Origin of the sequence: Methanoculleus sp., from assembly GCF_035363275.1 — an archaeon.
In the GTDB taxonomy this organism is placed as follows: domain Archaea; phylum Halobacteriota; class Methanomicrobia; order Methanomicrobiales; family Methanoculleaceae; genus Methanoculleus.
Genome location: NZ_DAOSET010000044.1, coordinates 1 through 19,030, shown reverse-complemented (window position 1 = coordinate 19,030; position 19,030 = coordinate 1). Strand labels below are relative to the sequence as shown.

The 19,030-nt window shown below is 63.2% G+C and carries 13 protein-coding genes; 5 read left to right on the top strand and 8 right to left on the bottom strand.

Annotation, left to right across the window (positions count from 1 at the left end):
• The 5 genes from PLN84_RS09805 to PLN84_RS09785 form a co-directional block, all read right to left on the bottom strand.
• A partial coding sequence (locus PLN84_RS09805; RefSeq protein ID WP_348532038.1) for a DUF3344 domain-containing protein occupies window positions 1-3,941 on the bottom strand: 3,941 nt, incomplete at its 3' end.
• Window positions 3,942-3,945: 4 nt separating this feature from the next.
• Window positions 3,946-5,169: an ABC transporter permease gene (locus tag PLN84_RS09800; RefSeq protein ID WP_348532037.1), complete on the bottom strand. Its 1,224-nt coding sequence runs from the start codon at window positions 5,167-5,169 to the stop codon at window positions 3,946-3,948.
• Complete coding sequence (locus PLN84_RS09795; RefSeq protein WP_348532036.1) at window positions 5,166-5,831, bottom strand: ABC transporter ATP-binding protein; 666 nt, start codon at window positions 5,829-5,831, stop codon at window positions 5,166-5,168. Before PLN84_RS09795 ends, PLN84_RS09800 begins: the two co-directional genes overlap by 4 nt.
• 4 nt (window positions 5,832-5,835) lie before the next feature.
• Window positions 5,836-6,813 (bottom strand): DUF3344 domain-containing protein, encoded by a 978-nt coding sequence (locus tag PLN84_RS09790; protein ID WP_292385010.1) that lies wholly within the window; start codon window positions 6,811-6,813, stop codon window positions 5,836-5,838.
• Complete coding sequence (locus tag PLN84_RS09785; protein WP_292385008.1) at window positions 6,800-8,605, bottom strand: DUF3344 domain-containing protein; 1,806 nt, start codon at window positions 8,603-8,605, stop codon at window positions 6,800-6,802. The genes PLN84_RS09790 and PLN84_RS09785 overlap by 14 nt, the downstream gene beginning before the upstream one ends.
• A gap of 656 nt (window positions 8,606-9,261) precedes the next feature.
• On the opposite strand from PLN84_RS09785, the gene PLN84_RS09780 reads away from it, so the two are divergent.
• The 5 genes from PLN84_RS09780 to cobN are packed head-to-tail and all read left to right on the top strand — an operon-like array spanning window position 9,262 to window position 16,496.
• The gene (locus PLN84_RS09780) at window positions 9,262-9,732 is read left to right on the top strand and encodes a PGF-CTERM sorting domain-containing protein (protein ID WP_292385006.1); all 471 of its coding nucleotides are present in this window, start codon (window positions 9,262-9,264) and stop codon (window positions 9,730-9,732) included.
• Window positions 9,729-10,943, top strand: a complete 1,215-nt coding sequence (locus PLN84_RS09775) for an ABC transporter substrate-binding protein (protein ID WP_292385005.1) — start codon at window positions 9,729-9,731, stop codon at window positions 10,941-10,943. The genes PLN84_RS09780 and PLN84_RS09775 overlap by 4 nt, the downstream gene beginning before the upstream one ends.
• Complete coding sequence (locus PLN84_RS09770) at window positions 10,940-12,001, top strand: iron ABC transporter permease (protein ID WP_292385003.1); 1,062 nt, start codon at window positions 10,940-10,942, stop codon at window positions 11,999-12,001. Before PLN84_RS09775 ends, PLN84_RS09770 begins: the two co-directional genes overlap by 4 nt.
• Window positions 12,001-12,798 (top strand): ABC transporter ATP-binding protein, encoded by a 798-nt coding sequence (locus PLN84_RS09765; RefSeq protein ID WP_292385001.1) that lies wholly within the window; start codon window positions 12,001-12,003, stop codon window positions 12,796-12,798. The genes PLN84_RS09770 and PLN84_RS09765 overlap by 1 nt, the downstream gene beginning before the upstream one ends.
• On the top strand, window positions 12,795-16,496 hold the full coding sequence (gene cobN / locus PLN84_RS09760) for a cobaltochelatase subunit CobN (protein WP_292384999.1): 3,702 nt from the start codon (window positions 12,795-12,797) through the stop codon (window positions 16,494-16,496). The genes PLN84_RS09765 and cobN overlap by 4 nt, the downstream gene beginning before the upstream one ends.
• Window positions 16,497-16,631: 135 nt before the next feature.
• On the opposite strand, the gene PLN84_RS09755 is transcribed toward cobN, so the two are convergent.
• The 3 genes from PLN84_RS09755 to PLN84_RS09745 all read right to left on the bottom strand — a co-directional run bounded on the left by PLN84_RS09755 (window position 16,632) and on the right by PLN84_RS09745 (window position 19,017).
• A complete protein-coding gene (locus tag PLN84_RS09755) occupies window positions 16,632-17,804 on the bottom strand; it encodes a PGF-CTERM sorting domain-containing protein (RefSeq protein ID WP_348532035.1) in 1,173 nt (390 codons plus the stop codon).
• Window positions 17,805-17,806: 2 nt separating this feature from the next.
• The gene (locus tag PLN84_RS09750) at window positions 17,807-18,445 is read right to left on the bottom strand and encodes a Yip1 family protein (protein ID WP_292384996.1); all 639 of its coding nucleotides are present in this window, start codon (window positions 18,443-18,445) and stop codon (window positions 17,807-17,809) included.
• Window positions 18,446-18,531: 86 nt separating this feature from the next.
• Window positions 18,532-19,017, bottom strand: a complete 486-nt coding sequence (locus PLN84_RS09745) for a hypothetical protein (RefSeq protein ID WP_348532034.1) — start codon at window positions 19,015-19,017, stop codon at window positions 18,532-18,534.
• Window positions 19,018-19,030 lie beyond the last annotated feature (13 nt).

Sequence of the window (19,030 nt, the reverse complement as noted above, 5' to 3'; positions counted from 1 at the left end):
AGGTAGTGGAAGGTGTGGGGCGTCACTTCGCCGGTATCCCGGCTGTAGAGGTAGATCCTGGCGCCCGCCGGGGTGCTTGAGACCTCAAGCGATCCCCAGGTATAGGGGTCGAGAGTAAACTTCACCGTGGCGTCCTTGCCGTGGTCCGTCAGCAGGACCTCCCGTTCTGCCGGGATATACCCCGGCTTTGAGACCGAGATCAGATGCTTCCCTTCCGATATGTTGGTAACGACATACGGCGTGGCAGACCCGGTCTGGAACCCGTCGACCGATATCGTTGCCCCTGCCGGCACCGACGTCACGAGGAGACTGCAGGGTGCATCCGAGAAGACGGCGCTCACGGTGTCGTTCGACTCGACGGCGGCGGGTATCCGGTAACTCCGGTAACTCTCGCCGTCATAGATGGTGATATACGACCCCCCGATCCCACTGACCTCGACCTTCTTCGGGAACCGGTCGCTTAGGTACCTGCCGTTGATCGAGAAGGGTTTCTGCGCGTAGTCCTCCGACTCAAACGTGAGCGACCGTGTCAGTTCCGCGTTGCCGCTGGTGAACGTCACCCGGGCTATGGCGTTTTTCTCGATCCAGATCCGCTCTTTATCGGAGCTGAACGTGATCCCCTCTTTCTTCACCTTGATGGTGTGCAGCCCCTCCTTGAGCCCGTAGACGATGTCGGGAGTCTTCCGGTTCACCTTGCGGCCGTCGACGAGGATCTCCGCCCCCTCCGGGAACGAGTCGACGTAGACGCCGCCGTAATGGTTCTGCTCCCAGGTCCGGAGCAGGCCGGGGGAAGCGAGACCCGGAATCTCGACAACGACCTCATCGTCGTGGTCGAGCAGGATTGTCCGTTCCGCCGGCTCGGCGCCGTCCATGCGCACCCGGACGGTATGGTTGCCGCCCGAAAGCGATGCAAAGGCGGCCGGTGTCGTCCTGCCGGTGTACTCCCCGTCGAGGTCGATGAGCGCACCCGGGGGGTCGGAGAGCACCGAGAGGCCGAACCACATCGTGGTGATATCGACGGCCGGCGCCGCCGGCGCCGTGGGTGCGGGCTCGGCCCGGGCCAATCCGGGATCAGGCGCGGGCTCCGCCGGCGGCGCCGGCTCCTCAGCGGCGGGGGTGAAGCCGAACAGCGAAAAGATCGCCGAAACAACATCGAACAGCAGGTTGAGCACCCCTCCGATCGGAGCGTCTCCGCCGGCCTCGCCGTACCGGACCGCATAGACGCCCCCCTGCCAGATCTTTGCCGAGACGCTGCCACCCGTTGCATCTGCCGTGGTCTCCAGGGTCTCCCAGGTGCCCGAAGCGCGGTCGTACCTGACGATCGCGCCTCCCGATCTGTTCACGGAGACGACCAGCCCGAGCGGAATGTCGCTCACCATATCCTCGCTGGCGATCTCGTAGGCCGGGTCGGCACCCCCGGCACCGCCGGGCGGAAGCCTCTGTAACGTTATCGTCTGGACGAGGTTCCCGGAGCCTTCGGTGATCACCGCTCCCTCGGGTATATAGAGTTGAACGGCCCCGCCGTCGGCGACGATGCGCGTGGCCTCGATCCGCCCGTTCGTCGAGTTGAAGGTGAACCGCGATCCGGTGCTGCCGGACGATGTCGTCGGCGTCCCGGGAGTGCTCGCCGTGGGCGTAGCGTTCGCCTCGTAGCCCGCCGGCGGGATGCCCTTCCTGACGACGAGGATGACGGCGCGGTTCTCCATATAATCCCCCTTCGTCGTGGTGATGAGGCTCTGGATCCCCGCCTCGTTCCCTGACTGCCGGAGGTACGGTCTCGCGTCCAGGTCGGCCACGCTGATCGCTGAAGAGCCAGCAGTGAGCAGGTTGAACCACTCACCGCTGTTGAAGAAGATCCGGTGCTCGTCGTCGTCCATCCCCGAACCTGCTGTGGTTACCAGGATGAGACGCGCCTCACCGGCTCCGGAGAGGTCGATAGACTCGTTGAAGATCGCTGTCGTGATACAGTCTTCAGACGTCGTGCCGAAGTCCGGGTTGGCATAGAGCGTATCCGATCCCTCCGCGATCCAGTAGGTCATCTCCGGTTCGGCAGGATCTTCGGTGACGACCAGGAGGCCGACGCCGTAGGCCGCAAAGACGTCGTCCTTCCTCCCGTCGTTTGTCACCGTCACGATGTGCTCTCCGGCGACGCCGCCCTTGATGCCGGTGACGTTGAACGCGTGGGTCTCGAGAAGATAATTATAGATCCCCTCGTCCTTCCGGTCGTTGTAGACCTTATCGGCCGCGATATTCGCTCCGTCGACTGCGAGACCGATCCTGACCGGGGTGCCCTCTTTCCTCTTCTCGTCGTGCCCCCAGGTGGTATAGATATACAGCCGTGCATACCCTACCGTGCCGTTCTTGGGTGGGGGCACATTGATCGTAAACTCCTTGCCCTCACCGGCGTGGATGAGCCCGGTGTAACTGCTGAACTCGTAGTAGGTCAGGTTCCCGTGGACGGTTCCTGAGACGGCTACGTCCAGGTTCTTCCCGGTGTAGCCGTAGTCGGGGATCCCTCCGCCGTCGGAACCGCCGGACCCATCCCCGGACGTCGTGAGGTCGAAGTTAACGGAGGTGGTCTCGCCGTCGTTGACCGTAACCGTCCGGTAGTCTTCGTAGCCCTCCGCCCTCACCTCGACCGTGTAGTCGCCGATGACCAGGTTCTCCAGCGTCGCCGGGGTTACGACCGACCTGTTCACCCCGTTGAGGTAGACCCAGGCCCCGGGCGGCTCGCTCGTCACCTCGATGCTGCCCGTTATCGGTTCGAGGTTGAAGTGGACCGTGGCGTTCGCGCCTCTGGTCACCGTGACCCACCGGTCGTCGGGCACCCGGTAGCGGTCCAGTTCGACCCTGACTGAGTGGTCGCCGGCAGGGATGCCGGGGATCGTCGTGTTCGTCGTCCACTGGGTCGCCTCGTCGTCCAGGTAGATCGCCGCGCCGGCGGGCACCGAGGTCACCCGGATCGACCCGACCTCCTCTTCGGGGTAGCGGACCGAGAGGAGGGCAAGCGGGATCTTGAAGAACGCCCCCAGGAACCCTCCGCCGCTCCCGCTGACGCTGAGGTCGCGGGTGTAGGTGAGGGTACTCGTCGTCCCGGGTTCCAGGAGATCCGAAACGTCCCACGTCTGGTACCCCGAGTAGGCGCCCTGCGGGTCGTTGGCATCGAGCAGTTCTGTGTTGAACGAGAATTCGCCGACCTGGCTTGCCAGGTAGACGGCCGAAAACTCGGCGGCGGGGACGCGCTCGTCGTCTTCAGGGAGTTCCTCGGTATCGAAGACCGTCTCGCCCGTGTAGGTCTCGCCGAGGTACTCGTCGACGTAGTAGGAGTGGACGTCGTGGCCCTGGTTCACCCAGTAGTATACTTCGTCGCCGTCGCCGTCGTCGTAGGCGACGACAAGCGTGACGAGTTTGATCCTCCCGTCAAAGGTGCCCGTATAACCTTCCGGCTGCTCCGTCTTCACCTGGGTGACCGCATTCCTGCCGGTGATACGGTTGGTCACGTCGTACCACATCCAGTAGTCGCTCGTCACCCGGTTGCAGTGGTCATTCACCCAGACCGGCCCGTCCCCGCCATTAGCCGGGAAGGAGTACGACTTCCGGAGTTCCTCCACGCCGAGCGTCTGCATCCCCGACCCGCCATTGAACTTCACGGTCGCCCGGTGCTCGTAGTTGTTCTGCATGTGGCCGCAGTAGACAGCGACGTAGAGGCGCGCCCACTTGATCTTCGAGTAGGAAGGAAGTGAGTAGGTCTTCGTGACCTCATGCTCCTGCCCGACCCCCACGAACGAGTCATGCCACAGCCCGCCGGAGACGACGCCGCTTTCCACTGTCTCAAGCGGGATGCCGCCCACATACTGGTCAGCCGCCGCAGGTGCAGGCACGAGGGCCAGCAACAGGGCAAGAGAGAGGATAATTCCTGAAGTTACTGATCTTCTTCTCATACTTTCACACCCCCGTCCGTATCGCCGTCACCGGGTTGAGATGAGATGCTTTCAACGCCGGATAGAGGCCCGATACCAGGGAAAGGGCGATCGCGATCGCCATCCCGAGCACGAGGAGCCCGGGCGTGATCAGGGTAATCTCGGCGTCTGCGAACGTGGAGAACGTATCGCCGAGCTGGGCGACGATGAACGGCTTGCCGAAGGTGTTGATCGCGCCCGAGAACGCGACGCCCAGGAGATCGCCGATCACACCCCCGATCAACCCGATGTAGAGGCACTCGGCAAGGACGAGGTAGACGACGTCGGCAGGGGAGGCCCCGATGGCCATGGTGATCCCGATCTCCCGCGTCCGCTCGAAGACCGACGTAACCATTGTGTTGACGATCATCAGCGCCCCCACGATCAGGGCGACCCCGGCAAAGAACGCCAGGATGAGGACGACAACGTCCATCAATCGGTTCACCGACTCGATCTGCTGGAACGCGCCCCGTGCGGTGAGGCCGAGCCCCTTGATGCCGTCCACCACACCAAAGACCGCGTCGGGGTGATCGACCCTGATCAGGACGCCGTCGAACGCCGCTTCGCCGCCGCGCAACTCCTGCGCGACCCCGCGGTCGATCAGCATCACCTGGTCGAACGCGTCGTCCCGCTCCTGGAGTACGCCGACAAGGGTGAAACCCACCTCTTCGTCGACCGGCATGCCGTCCTCGTCGTAGCGCCGGATCAGGATCGGGACAGTATCGCCGAGCCGGACACCCTCGTAGCGCTGGAGCGTCTCGGCGACGTCGTGCCCGAGCACCGCCTGCCGGGAGCCGGGCTCGAGGGGGCCGCCTCTCAGGAACTTCGGCCGGATCACGCCCTCGATCCCGCCGGGATCGATCCCCACGACCTCGAGGTAGGTCTGCCGTTTCGTGGTGTACGCTTCCCTGACCACCGCCGAAGAAGCCTCGACGTGCTGGATGGCGGCGAGTTCGTCGATCTTTGCCGGCGTGATGAGCTGGATCGCGCCTCCGCGGATATCCGCGGTCGCCTCGATGAGCGTGAGGTCGGACTGCTCCTTGATCGCCTCCACCGCCTGGTAGCGGATGCCTTCGCCCAGGGAGACGGTCCCGACGACCGCCGCAACCCCGATAGCGATGCCGAGGGCGGTGAGGAAGACACGCATCCGTTTCCGCGCGACCTGGTGGGCCGCGGCCATCAGATAATCGATCAGCCTTCCGACGATCACGATACCACGCTCCCGTCAAGGAGTTCGATGGTACGGTCCGTCCGCTTCCCGAGTTCGCGCTCATGGGTGACGATCAGAAACGTCGTCTCCCGTTCCCGGTTTACCCGCCGCATCAGGTCAAAGATCTCGTCGCGTGTCCTTGAGTCGAGGTTCCCCGTCGGTTCGTCGGCCAGGACGATGAGGGGGTCTCCGACGAGGGCGCGGGCGATCGCCACCCGCTGCTGCTCGCCGCCGCTCATCTCCCTCGGGTAGTGGTGCGCCCGGTCCGCGAGACCGACGGTCGCAAGGAGATCGGCGGCCCGCTCTCTCCTCGCGGCCTTCTCGTGATAATTGAAGAGGAGGGGGTACTCCACGTTCTCCTGCGCCGTCAGCGCCGGGATGAGGTTGAAACTCTGGAAGATAAACCCGATAGACCCTCTCCGGAGAGCGATGAGCGCCTTTCGGTCACTGAAATCGATGCATTTACCGTCGATGCGGATCTCTCCCGACGTCGGGGCGTCAAGGCCGCCGAGTATGTTCAGGAGCGTGCTCTTCCCGCTGCCGCTCCTCCCGAGGAGGGCGACGAACTCGCCCTTCCCGATGGCGAAGTTCACGTCCAAAAGAGCAGTCACCTGGTCGTTATATGCCTTGTTCAAGTGCATTGCTTCAATGATCGTCTCCATCTTCTTACCTCCGTTCGGCCCAGAGAACGGCGTTCGACAGGACAAGGTAGTCTTTCTCGTCCTGGACCTGCGCAAAATTCTTATCGGACCGCAGATAGGGCAGTACGTCCCGCCGGTCGATCCCGACCTGTTTCGTCTCGTCGGAGTCAAAGACGTTCACCCACTCCTTCCCGTTCGATCCCGGGAATATCGCCGAGAGGATCGCTTCAAAGAACGAGGGCATGCTGCTCGTCCCTTCGCGGTTGAAGAAGAGCCGGTTGATCACGGGGATGTTCTCCCGGGTATAGCCGCCCGAAGGGGCGACGAGGAAGAGCTCGGCGGACGCAAGACCGGACCGGCTGATCGTCCCGGGAAAATCGATCCTGCTTGACGCCATGGCAGGGGTGATCCCGTAACTGCTGTAGATGAGGTCGGCCCCCTCGCTCACCCAGGCGATCGCCTCTGGCGATCCCGGGCTCTCGTAGACGGCGAGCAGCCCGATCCCCTGGACGACAAAGGTTCGGTTGTCGGTGGCGTTGTTCTCGAGGATGACGGTAAAGGAGTTCTTCCCCCGGGCGAGATCCATCGTCGTGAATACGTCCATCCCGGAGAAGAAGTCGTTCTTGCTGACGAACCCCTTGGAATCCGCGTAGCGGGCGGCCTCCGTGAAATGCTCACTCGCATCCGTACGGATGAGCGAGAGCGCCGGATAGATCGCCTTCTGGTCGAGCTTGCTCCAGGCCCAGTAGACGTAGAGGCGCTGGTACCGGATGGTTGCATCCTCTGGGAGGTCGAGGTCGAACGAGACCGCATACCGGTCCCCGGGGTTGAGCGCACCGCTGTAGGTGCTGTTCCCAACCGTATAGACGTACCCCCCCCGGAACTCGTCGTGAAACACGGTCGAGAGCGGTTTATCCCCGGCATAGGTGGCTGCCGCGGGCACTGCCAGAAGAAGTCCGAGGACGATGATCAGCCCGGCAGCAACAGTCCTACGGGAAGACATACTCGCCCTCCGCTATGTTGTTTGCCCGGTTTGAGTCTTTGATCGCGCCCTTCTCGTCCGCGACCACCCTGAGCCGGTGCTTCCCGGGCGTCGTGTAGAGCGGGACGTCGATCGTGACCGTTGCCCCGGCGCCGATCCCGTCGACGTGCTTTACCGCCGCCTTATCGCCGTCAAGGTAGATGGCAAGGTCGAAGGCGCCGACGTCGCTCCCCCCGCCGTTCCTGACCGTGATCGGGATGGTGTAGTCGGAAAACCCTGCGGCGGCCGCCGGCGGCGCCACCAGCGGGCATGCGGCGACGATGACCGCGCCCGCGACCAGGACGACCGTTATCTTCCCGCCGGGCGGGCGCATCGCGGCAAGGAGCGCGGCGAGAGAGAGCCCTGCAACCAGGGCAACGAGCGGTGCGGGGGACTGTTGCGGCGATGCGGCATGCGCCTCAGCCCCGGCCCTGACCGGTGCCCCGATGGCGACGGAGAGGTCGGGGACCGTGCCGACCGTCAACTCCACCGACGCCTCGTTATCCGCCGGATCGACGTCACCGGTGGCATCGACCCGGACCGAGATTGTGTGCCGCCCCTCGGCGAGAGTGACGCCGGTCTCGACCTGCTGGACCCCGGACCTTGCCGGTTCGACCTCCACCGTCCTGACGGCTCTTCCGTCGACCGAGAAGACCACCGCGATCTTCCCGTCGGGCCGTGCGCCGTGGTTCCTCACCGTCGCCTGAATGGTTGCTTCTTCGCCGGCGTAGGCTCCCGTCGCCACAGGCGCGTCGACAGAGAAGTCGGGCGCGGGCGAGGCGCCGGGCCGTCGCACGGTGAGGATGACGGAGCAGGGGTGGATGTAGTCCTCACCCTCGGGCTTTGACCCGGTGGTGCTGATCTCACCGTCGCCGTCGAGGTCTCTTCCCCGCTCGAAGACAACGTGGTTAGTATCCTTCAGGAGGCGGCCGAGATCGAACGTCTCGACATCGACGTAGCGAGCCTCGACCCCGGCACCGCTGGTCGCGTCGCCGATGCATTCGTTCCCGATGTCCCGCGCACCTTCGGGATAGAGCGAGAGGTCGGTCACCGGGACGCCCAGGTCTTCGCCGTTGAAGAGGACGTAATCCGGCTGCCCCTTTGTCGAGGCAAGGAGGACCACGGTCAGGTCGGCGGCGGCGTTCTCTGCCAGAGGTGCCTTCTCAAAGGTTATCTCGCACGTGTCGTGGCGCGTGGGGTTTGTGCCGGCCCACCCCTCGCCGTGGAGGTTCTCGTTTCCTTCGGCGATCCAGTACCGGGTGACCGGTTTCGCGGCGTCCTCGACGACGGCCACAACGAAGATGCCGTAGGAGCGCCCGTCGATCCTGCTCTCGGGCTGGCCCCTGCTGGTCGTCAGTTTGATGGTGTTCTTGCCGCCCCGGAGCTGGTCGGTGCAGTCGTGTGCGACCCAGTAGACGCCGTACCCTGAGACGTAGGTCTCCTCATTCCGGTCGTCTTTCCCGAAGAGATCCCGGCGGGCCGGGACACCGTTGTTGACGCTGATCTCCTCCCACCCGGTGTAGCGCTCGGTGCCGCCCCAGATGCCCGTGTAGACCCGCGCCCAGACTGGTTTTGCCGGGAGTGAGAATGTGCATTCGATAGGGGGGGCGGTGAGCCCGTAGGTCCCGAAGGTGAGCACGTCTCCCTGCACCTCGCCCTGGGCCGCCTCGCGGAGCGGGATGCCTTCGAAGTCGTAGATTGCTGAAACTGGTGCTGTGATGAAGACAAGTGCGATAAGTACACATAACCAAGAGATATTTCGGAATATGTTCATACTATTCATCAGATAGTATCACTCAGTATTAAGACTTTTTATTTTTTTGTGAACAATAAGGGGCGAAAATTCTCTCTTCCCCGGAAATATGGGGCCAGATGGTTTGAAAGCCCCGATCCCCTGGCGCTCTGGCCGGCGTTCGTTAGCGTCCTTGAATTTTGTATGAACCATATCGGAGCCGGAGCCTGGAACGTTCGCGCTCCCGGGCACAGCTTCCCGGCGTCTGTCGTCCTTAGGGGGGTCGGACCTCCACATGATACCCACCACGGCCCGGTGTACCGGGACAGGCCCGGGGGAAAACCGGGTCCGATCCCTGCATCCGGCGCACCGATCTCACCGGTGAAGCCTGAGGTCGCATCCTATGGCCGGTTTGTGTGTTCTGCTTGACATCCGCTCCCGGACTCATGTGCGATTCGAGTTCGGGACCGGGAGGTGCCGCCCGCCATTCTGTTGGATCTCCCCTCCTGGTCCAGGTCTCAGGGCAACCTCGAACACCCGCGGTGGAGACAGGCCTCTGTCAACGCTCCTGGAGAGCCCCGCGGGAATTCACAATTTATATTGGTTTGTTCACACTCCTTTGGTTTAATTTCTCAATACCTTCGAATAAGTAACACAAATAAAAACATATTTACCACCACACGATAAAAATCCCTGCAATGCTACCGAAGAGAGCAGTACTCCTGTGCATCCTGGTCTTTGTGCTCGCGGCCCCCGCAGCGGCCGGGAGCATCGAGAGAATCGTCACGCCCTCAGGGAACGGTCTTGATATAACCCTCACGCTGACGGACATCCCCGTCGGGGGCATCGTCGAGACACTCCCCGACGGCTGCACGTGGACGGAGGCGGACCACCCGGAGAACCGCACCCGGGTCTCCGGGCAGCAGGTCGCCTTCGCCGTCATCGGCGAAGAGACGATCCGTTACCGGGTCCAGGGGCCGCCGGACGCCGCGGAAGCGTTCGCCGGCACATGGGAAGACCTGCTGACCGGTGAGTCGGGTACCGTGGGGGCCGGCGAGCCCCGGAACCCCGGACCTGGCGCTGCGACGGCGCCCGGCACACCCGGTTTCGGGTGTGCAGCCGCGATCGTCGCGCTTGCTGCGGCATACCGGTGGAGGTGCGGCCGGTGACCCGGCGCCTGCTCCTGCTCGCCTGCTCTCTCTGCCTCCTCGCAGGGATGGCGCAGGGGGTCCCGTGCGACCGTGACGGCGACGATACCCTGACGGCGCCGGAACTCGCGACGGCAATCCTTGACTCCCTGGACGTCCGGTTCATGGGCGGAACGGCGGCAGCCCCGTCGCCCGTCGACCTCCGGGACGCAGCGTTCGTCTATGAGCACTGGGACGGCCGGGCGCTCAAGATAACCGATACATCAGGGCGGGCGACGACGCTCACCCGTCCGCTCAGGAGGATCGCGCTCTTCAACAGCGACACCCTCGAGATGATGCGGTCGATCGGCGTGGAGCCCGACCGGGTCGTGGGCGTGAGCAAGTACACCCTCGAGGACCCGACCTACTTCCCCGAGTACCGCGGGACGGCGAACCTCGGATCGGTCTGGTCACCCGACTACGAGCAGGCGGCCGCGGTCCGCCCCGACGCGGTCTTCCTCTACGCCACCATCTCGCAGTCGTCCTGCGACGAGATTGAAGAGACGCTTTTGTCCATCGACCCCACTATCCGCTTCTTCCGGTTCGACAGCTACCGGCCGGCGGTCTACGCCGACGAGGCACGGAAGATGGGGGCTCTCCTCGGGACAGAAGAGGAAACCGAACGGTTCCTCGCGTTCCACGGGAGCGTGATGAATACCGTGGCCGGACGCATAGCCTCGATACCGGCCGACGACCGGGTGCCGGTCTACCTTGAGAGCTGGAACGACTACAAGAGTGCCGGCAAGGGCTCGGGCTACGACGAGAAGATCGAACTTGCCGGCGGCCGGAACATCTTCGCCGACACCACGGTCGAGTACCCGGTGGTCGACCCCGAGGCAGTCATCAGCAGGAACCCCGACGTCATCGTCAAGATCGTGGGCGCCGGCGAACTGGTCTTCGGGGGTTACGGCGGCGACGACCCGGCACCCTTCGAAGAGGTCTGCCGCACGATCGAGAGCCGCCCGGTCTGGGACCGGATAGGCGCGGTCAGGGACGGGCGGGTGCACGTCATCCACTCCGACGTCATCGGAGGGCCCGAGTACTTCATCGGCGTCGCATACATGGCAAAATGGTTCTACCCGGACCTCTTCCCCGATCTCGACCCCCGCGCCATTCACCGGCAGTACCTGGAGGAGTTCCAGCGACTCGACTACGACCTCGATAAACACGGGACGTTTGTGTACCCGGCATGATGACCGACTTCGGCAGACTGGAGTACGAAAAGCTCACGGAGAAGAGGGCGCTCTTCATCGCAGGCCTCATTCTGATCCTTGTAGCGCTTGTCGGGGTCGCCGTGACCCTCGGATCGGCGGACCTCCCGGTCGCCGACTCCTACCTCGCCATCCTCGCCGGGCTCTTCCCCGGAGTGGTCGACCTGCCGGACCGGATGGTCGAGTCCAACGCCGTCGGGATCGTCTGGGGCTGGCGGCTGCATCGCGTGCTCTTCGCGATCGTGGCGGGGTTCGGTCTTGCGATCGCCGGCACGGTGATGCAGGGGGTCCTCAGAAACCCGCTCGCGAGCCCCTTCACGCTCGGGATCGCCTCCGCCGCCTCGTGCGGCGCCTCGATCGCCATCATCCTCGGGGCCGGTTTCCTCTCCGGCTACCTCGTCATCGGCAACGCCTTTCTCTTCGCCATGCTCGCCGCGGGCGCCATCTACGGCATGGCCCGCCTGAAGGGCCTGGGGAGCGAGACGATGATCCTCGCCGGGATCGCACTCATGTACCTCTTCTCGGCTATCACCTCGTTCCTCCAGTACCTGGGGACCTCCGAGAAGGTGCAGGAGGTCGTCTTCTGGATGTTCGGGTCCCTGGACAAGTCGTCCTGGCCGAAACTGGCGATCGTGGCGGTCGTCGTCGCTGCCGTCGTCCCGCCCCTCCTCTGGCGCGCGTGGGACCTCAACGCCCTCGCCGAAGGTGACGAGGTGGCCAAAAGCCTCGGCGTGCCGGTGGAGCGGTCCATGGCCGGGTTCATGCTTGCCGCATCCCTCGTGACGGCGGTGATCATCTGCTTCACCGGCACTATAGGGTTCATCGGGTTGGTCGCGCCCCATATCACCCGGATGGCGATCGGGGCCGACTATCGGACCCTCATCCCCGCATCCGGGCTCGTGGGAGCTGTTCTCCTCCTCGGCGCCGACTGCCTCGCCCGCACGGCAATCGCCGGGGCGATCATCCCGGTCGGGATCATGACGGCGTTCCTCGGCATCCCGTTCTTCCTCTACCTCTTCATGCGCAGGAGGGATGTCTGATGGCGCCCCTGCTCTGCGCGCGCGGACTCTCGTTCTCGTACCGCGATCGGCAGGCGCTTGCGGACGTCTCGTTCTCACTCGATAGGGGGGAAGTCCTCGGGCTCGTCGGGCCGAACGGGTCCGGGAAGACGACGCTGATCCGGTGCCTGGACCGGATCCTCGACCCGGAAGGAGACCTCCGTCTCGACGGGCGCGACCTTTCCTCGATGAGCCGGACGGAGATCGCGCGGACTATTGCTTATGTTCCGCAGAACGGCGGCATCTCCAGTTCTGCGACGGTCTTTGAGACCATCCTGATGGGCAGGCGGCCGCACCTGCGGTGGAGCGTCTCCGAGGAGGATAAATGGAAGGTCTCGGAGGCGCTTGCCCTCCTCGATATCGGCGGCTTTGCGTCCCGCAGGGTCGACCGCCTCTCGGGAGGGGAGCGGCAGCGGGTGCTGATCGCGCGGGCGCTCGCGCAGGACGCCCGGCTCCTCCTCCTCGACGAACCGACGAGCGCGCTTGATATGCGCAACCAGATCGAGGTGATGGCCCTCCTCGCCCGGCTTGCGGAAGAACACCGGCTTGCAGTGGTGGCGGCGATCCATGACCTGAACCTTGCCGCCCGCTACTGTCACCGGATCATGATGCTGAAGGAGGGGCGGGTGCTCGGGCAGGGGGCGCCGTCTTCTCTCCTGACCGGGGGAATGATGCGCGCAGTCTATGGAATCGAGGCGGTCGTGAAGGACGAGATGGGGGTTCCGTACGTGGTCCCCCTCCGGCCGTTGGAGAATGATAATCTGGCGGAGATCCTATGAGAGTAACAATCGTAGCCTGGGGCAGCGAACTGCTGCAGTTTTCCAGTGTAGCGCGGGAGATGGGGATCGACCTTGCCGCGTGGCAGTTCCATGAACTGACGGACGATTCAGAGAAGCGGGAGAGGTGCATCGAGTCGTGCAACGGATCGGACGTCGTTTTAGTCCATCCGTCGCACGACCCCGTCTGGGACGAGATCCTGGGCGGTCTCGCGGAGGGCATTCCGGTGATAGCGTTCGGCTACACCGACGCCTCCTGGTCGGCCTCGACCGTCCCGCTTGCCGTCGTCTCCACGGTGAGCACCTACTTCCTCTATGGCGGACCTCTGAACATCGGGAACCTGATCCGGTACGTCCAGGCGGAGGTGGTTGGGGCGGACGTCGTCTACGACCCGCCGCATAAGACTCGCTGGGAGGGGATCTATCACCCGGACGTCGGTGCGGTCTTCGACGACCCGGACGTGTACCTCGCCTGGTATCCGTCCCGGCACCGCATCCGCGTCGGCATCCTTTTTTCCCGGACGCACTGGGTGAACGGGGATCTGGCCGTCGAGGATGCCCTGATACGGGAACTTGAGAGGAATTACGACGTTCTCCCGGTATTCTGCTTCGGGGTGTCCGATAAGGAGATCGGGGCGCGGTCGGATCGGGAGGTGATAGACACCTTCTTTGCGGGCCGGATCTCTGCGCTCATCGACGCAAGAACGTTCACCCCTCCCCGTGACGCCGATGCCTTCACCGAGGCGCTCGCGAAACTCGGCGTACCTGTTTTTCACCCCCTGATTCTCTATCACCGGACTGAAGCCGAGTGGAGAGCCGATACCGAGGGGATGCGCGGGAGCGACGTCTCCTGGTACGTTGCGATGCCCGAGTTTTTCGGTGTAATCGAGATGGTGCCGCTCGGTGCCGCGGAGAGCCGCGACCAGGCGGGCACGGAGGGCGAGCGGCACGTTCCCATCGCCGAGCGGGTGGAGAAGTTCGTAGGCAGGGTCAAGAAGTGGGTCGATCTTGCGTCCAGACCCGCCGCAGAGAGGCGGGTGGCTTTTATCCTCCACAACAAGCCCTGTGCCTCGGTCGAGGCGTCGGTCGGGGCCGGGGCGCACCTCGACACGCTGGAGAGCGTCGCAAGAATCCTCGAAGCGATGCGCGACCGGGGATATGCGGTCGAATGCCCGGAGAGTGGAAAAGCCCTGATCGAGACTATCATGGATCGGAAAGCCATCAGCGACTTCCGCTGGACGTCGGTTGCGGAGATCGTCTCCCGTGGCGGCGCCCTTGCGCTGGTGGAACCCGGGGAGTATGCCGCCTGGTTCGAGACGCTCCCTCCCGATGTCCGGACCCGTATCTGTGAGGCGTGGGGCCGGCCGCCGGGCGAGGAGATGGACGGTGTCCCGCCGGCGATGGTTCACGAGGGAAGGATCGTCGTCACCGGGGTGCGTTACGGGAACGCGATCGTCTGCGTCCAGCCCAAGCGCGGGTGCGCCGGCCCGCGGTGCGACGGAGAGGTCTGTCGGATCCTCCACGACCCGGGCGTTCCGCCGACCCACCAATACCTTGCGACCTACCGCTACATCGAGGAGACGTTCGGTGCGGACGTGATCGTCCATGTCGGCACGCACGGGAATTTCGAATTCCTGCCCGGCAAATCGGTCGCCCCTTCGGATGCCTGTTTTCCCGATATCGCCATCGGGACCGTGCCCCACCTCTACATCTACAATGCCGACAACCCGCCGGAGGGAACGCTCGCCAAGCGGCGGAGCTATGCGACCCTCGTCGACCACATGCAGACGGTGATGGTCGCGAGCGACCTCTATGCGGGGTTGAAGGAACTCGAAGAGCAGATCGCGGACTATCGCCGGGCAAAAGACGTCGACCGGGCAAGGGCGCACGCGCTCGAACACACCATCGCCGAACTCCTGGAGCAGACCGGCATCGCCGACGAGATCGGGCTTCGCGCCCTGCGCGAACACGGATCTTCGTTCGAGGATGTGGTCGATGCCGCCCATACCGCTGTAACCCGGATCGCCGATACCCGGATCCCCGAGGGGATGCACATCTTCGGGGAGGTGCCGGAGGGCGAGCGCCGGGTGGAGTTCGTCCATGCCATCATGCGGTATACCGGCGAGGTGAGGGGCGCGGTGCTCCGGATGATGGGGCACGACGCTTCCGTTACGGACGATGCCCTGCTGCGGGACGCCGAAGCCGCGGCAAAGAGCCTGATTGCCGCGTTCCTGGAGGGAGATCTCCCCGACCGGGCGGTGGAACGGGCGCTCTCCGGCCTTCTCGTCCGGCGCGATCCGGAAGCACTCGAAACGATCCGGGCCGGCGTCCTCGATCTTGCAGCGCGGATAGACGACTCCGACGAGATCGGGAGCCTGCTCTCGGGTTGCGCGGGGGGCTATATCGCGCCGGGTCCCTCCGGGCTGATCACGCGAGGTAAACCCGAGGTGCTCCCCACCGGGCGGAACTTCTACTCGCTTGACCCCTTCCGGGTTCCCACCCACGCCGCGTGGCGGATCGGGATGCGGCTTGCGGATAGCGTCGTTGCGAAGTACGTCGGCGAGCACGGGCGGATCCCTGAGAATATCGGTATGTACTGGATGGCATCCGATGTTATGTGGGCCGACGGCGAGCAGCTTGCGCAGATCTTCTCCCTCATCGGGGTCGAGCCAATCTGGACGGACGGCAGGGTCAGGTCCTACCACGTGATTCCGCTTGAACAACTCGGACGCCCGAGGATCGACGTCACCGTCAGGATGAGCGGGATCCTTCGTGACTGCTTCTACACCTGTATCGAACTCCTGGACGACGCTATCCGGGAGGTCGCCATACTGGACGAGCCGCCCGAGATGAACTTCGTGCGGAAGCACGCCCTCCAGGGGAGCGGGACGGCCCGTATCTTCGGGAGCGGGCCGGGCACCTATGGCAACGGCGTCAGCCTGGCGGTTTATGCATCGGCCTGGAAGGAGGATGCGGACCTTGCGGAGGTCTTTGTCCGGTGGAACAGTTATGCCTACGGACGGAGCAACTTCGGTGAAGTGTCCCGTGAGACCTTCTCCGCACAACTTGCCACCATCGACCTCACCTTCAACAAGACGGTGACCGACGAGTACGACCTTCTTGGGTGCTGCTGCTACTTCGGGGCGCACGGCGGGCTGACCGGAGCCGCGAGGGCTCTCTCGAAGCAGGACGTGTCCGCCTATTACGGCGATACGCGCGACCGGGATCGCGTGGAGGTCAGGACGCTTGCCGAGGAGGTACGGCGGGTCGTCAGGGCGAAACTCCTCAACCCGAAGTGGATCGAGGGGATGAAGCGGCACGGCTACAAGGGTGCCGGGGACATCTCCCGGCAGGTGGGCACTGTCTATGGGTGGGAGGCGACGACGCAGGAGGTGGACGACCGTATCTTCGACGATATCACCCGCACGTTTGTCCTCGACCCGGAGATGAGGCAGTTCTTCGCGGACGAGAACCCCTGGGCGCTCGAGGAGATCGGGAGGCGGCTGCTTGAGGGGCACAAACGCGGCCTCTGGGATGCCGACCCGGACGTCCTCAAGGGGCTGCAGGCGGCGTATCTGGAGATTGAAGGCTGGATCGAAGATCGGATGGGCGATGCCGGCGGCGACGTCCAGGGCGGCGCGGTCCGCGTGGTGACTGTGAATGATGCAAAGGCGCTGCAGGGAGCGCGGAGGAAGGGGTGAGCGGCGTGAAGATGGCGGATGGCGATAAGCGACGTTTCGGCAGAAACGGAGCTCGAGCGTCGTCAGATGCGCAGCCCGTTAACGCGTCGCGCTCCGCCGGTAAATCGTCTTCATGCGGCACGTTCCCGCTCCCCCTCATTCCTGTTTTCGCAGTCCGAGCAGACGTACCACGAGGAGCAGTGCCACAGCCGCAAAAATCGCCTCAAATCCCGGAGACGCAGGTGCCGCCGGATCTTCGAGCCGGATTGCATACAGGTCGTTTAGGTCGCTCACGACGATCGTCGTGCCGTCGGGAGACCACTGCTGCATCATGTATGCCGAATTGTCAGTATCGAGGGGTGCGAGGCCGGAGCCGTCGCTCTCCATCACCCAGAGCGTCTGGTTCCGCGATTCCGACCGGAAGGCGATCCTGGCACCGTCCGGAGACCAGACCGGTGATCTGTCCCAGTTTCCGGTTGTCAATTGCTCCGAACCCGATCCGTCGCTATTGATAACCCAGAGAGAGAACTCCGGCCACGTCTCCGGCGGTGCCGCGACGACGTAGGCGATCCTGGTACTGTCCGGGGACCAGGCATATTCGGACACATTCCCCTCGCTGAACGTCACCTGTGCCTTGCCCGTTCCGTCGCTCTGCATGACCCAGATCTCCCGGTTTCCCGACCCGTCCGAGAGGTATGCAATCCTGTCCCCGTGCGGCTGCCACAGGGGCAGGCGCGCATCTCCATCGGTCATCAGCGGTTTTTTGTTGCCGCCGTCCGCGTCCATGATCCAGATATTCGCTTCCGTGCGGATGGCCGAGAGGTTCACCGCAGGCGACCCTTCCTGGATGGCCGCATTCTCAAAGAGGCAGGAGGTATAGACTATCCGCCTCCCATCGCTGCTCCAGTCCGCCCCGTAGCCGGAGAGCCCCGGACTGGGGGTGATGCGGCCGCCTTCGGTCAGGCGCACCCTCCCGGTCCCGTCAGGGTTCATCGTCCAGAGGTCGAGCCCTCCTTCGTCGTCGGAGAGGAAGAGGAGTTTCTTCCCGTCCGGCGACCAGGGATCGAACTCGGTGAAGAGATTCCACGAACGGTCGTCCGTCACCGATACCGGGTTTTGGCCGTCGCGCTCCATCACCCGGATGCCGGCATGGACTCCGTCGGATGAGACGAAGGCGATCCTGGCACCGTCCGGCGACCAGAAAGGATACGCATCGAATGCCGAATCGTTTGTCAGTTGAACAACGGGTGCAGCCGCTGCCGGGAGAATGCACGCGATCAGCAGCAGGACGATACAGATCGTTTTCAGGGTCATACTGGATTTTGTCATATTCACAATCCTGTATACAGTCCGGCTACTGATGCCAGTTTCCATAGAAGCCATACGATCTTCGCACCGATCGTCAGCCCCACGGGAACGAAGACCGTCACCAGTGCCTGACGAGCAGAGAGACTTCGTGCGTGACGCATACCTGCGGTCCAGAGGAATCCGCACCAGAGGAGAACAGGAATCGCAATTCCTGCATCGATCAGCGCTACGGTGGTTGCATGCGCTGCCACGCGAGCGGGAATGAAATGGTCCTGCACCGGCAGGGAGACGAACTGGAAGAGGACCAGGTGGAGGAGGCCGCCGATGATCAGGGGCGCGCATCCGTATCCCACATAGACCAGCGTCCGGAGAAACGTGCCCCGGCCTCTATACAGGTATGATACCCCGTAGAAGACTGCCGAGTAAGATATCCATGCCAGGAACGGTGAGAGAGCCGTTGCAGCCAGGCCCACGTATACGATCGGGTACGCGGACGGGTCGGCGAGCTCCAGCGTTCGGGTGTACGCGGTGATTGTATCGTAATTGCCGCCGATCTCAACCAGGAATAGGCCGCAGACGATCAGGAACGGAGTTTTCAGGTTGACGGGCCTGGTTGAACGTTCTGCAAAAAATTTATCAGGAGAAAGGCAGAGCAGTTTCAACTGTCGGAAAAATGAGGTTATCCGGGGGGAAGCGATTTCCTGCAGAGGGGGCATATATTCACCGGTTTTTATAATTTTGGAGTGTTTCAAGGGTAGATCCTACAATAACAGGTCACCTGGTCCGTAATGCGCTGGGGGAGGAGAATCGGGGGGAACTCCAGTACTTGTATGTAGTCGCATGTTGTGTCCAGTGTTACTGAAACATCATAGTAACTTGCAGTGTCACTGATGTCGTCAAAAGCATCTGTTTGGGATTTGCTACACTGGTTATCGAAAGTATGTGATATATGCGGATAATCGAATGGAGGAATCCCTATTAACGGCCAGCTCACTGTAATGTTTATTTCTATATTACACGAAGTAAGGATTTGATTAGGATCGCTAGAGATGCCAATGCATGCCCCGGCATTCCAGTACACTTCAATATAACGTCTTCCACTCAGTCTTTCAAATAATGTTGCCTCAATCATTAATACAGCATTTTTATGCTCGATTGGATTTGAATTTTCACTACATTCTCCAATTGGCACATTCGCCCAGTCGCCCCAATCGCTCCAGCCACCACCAGCCATAACTCACACCCCC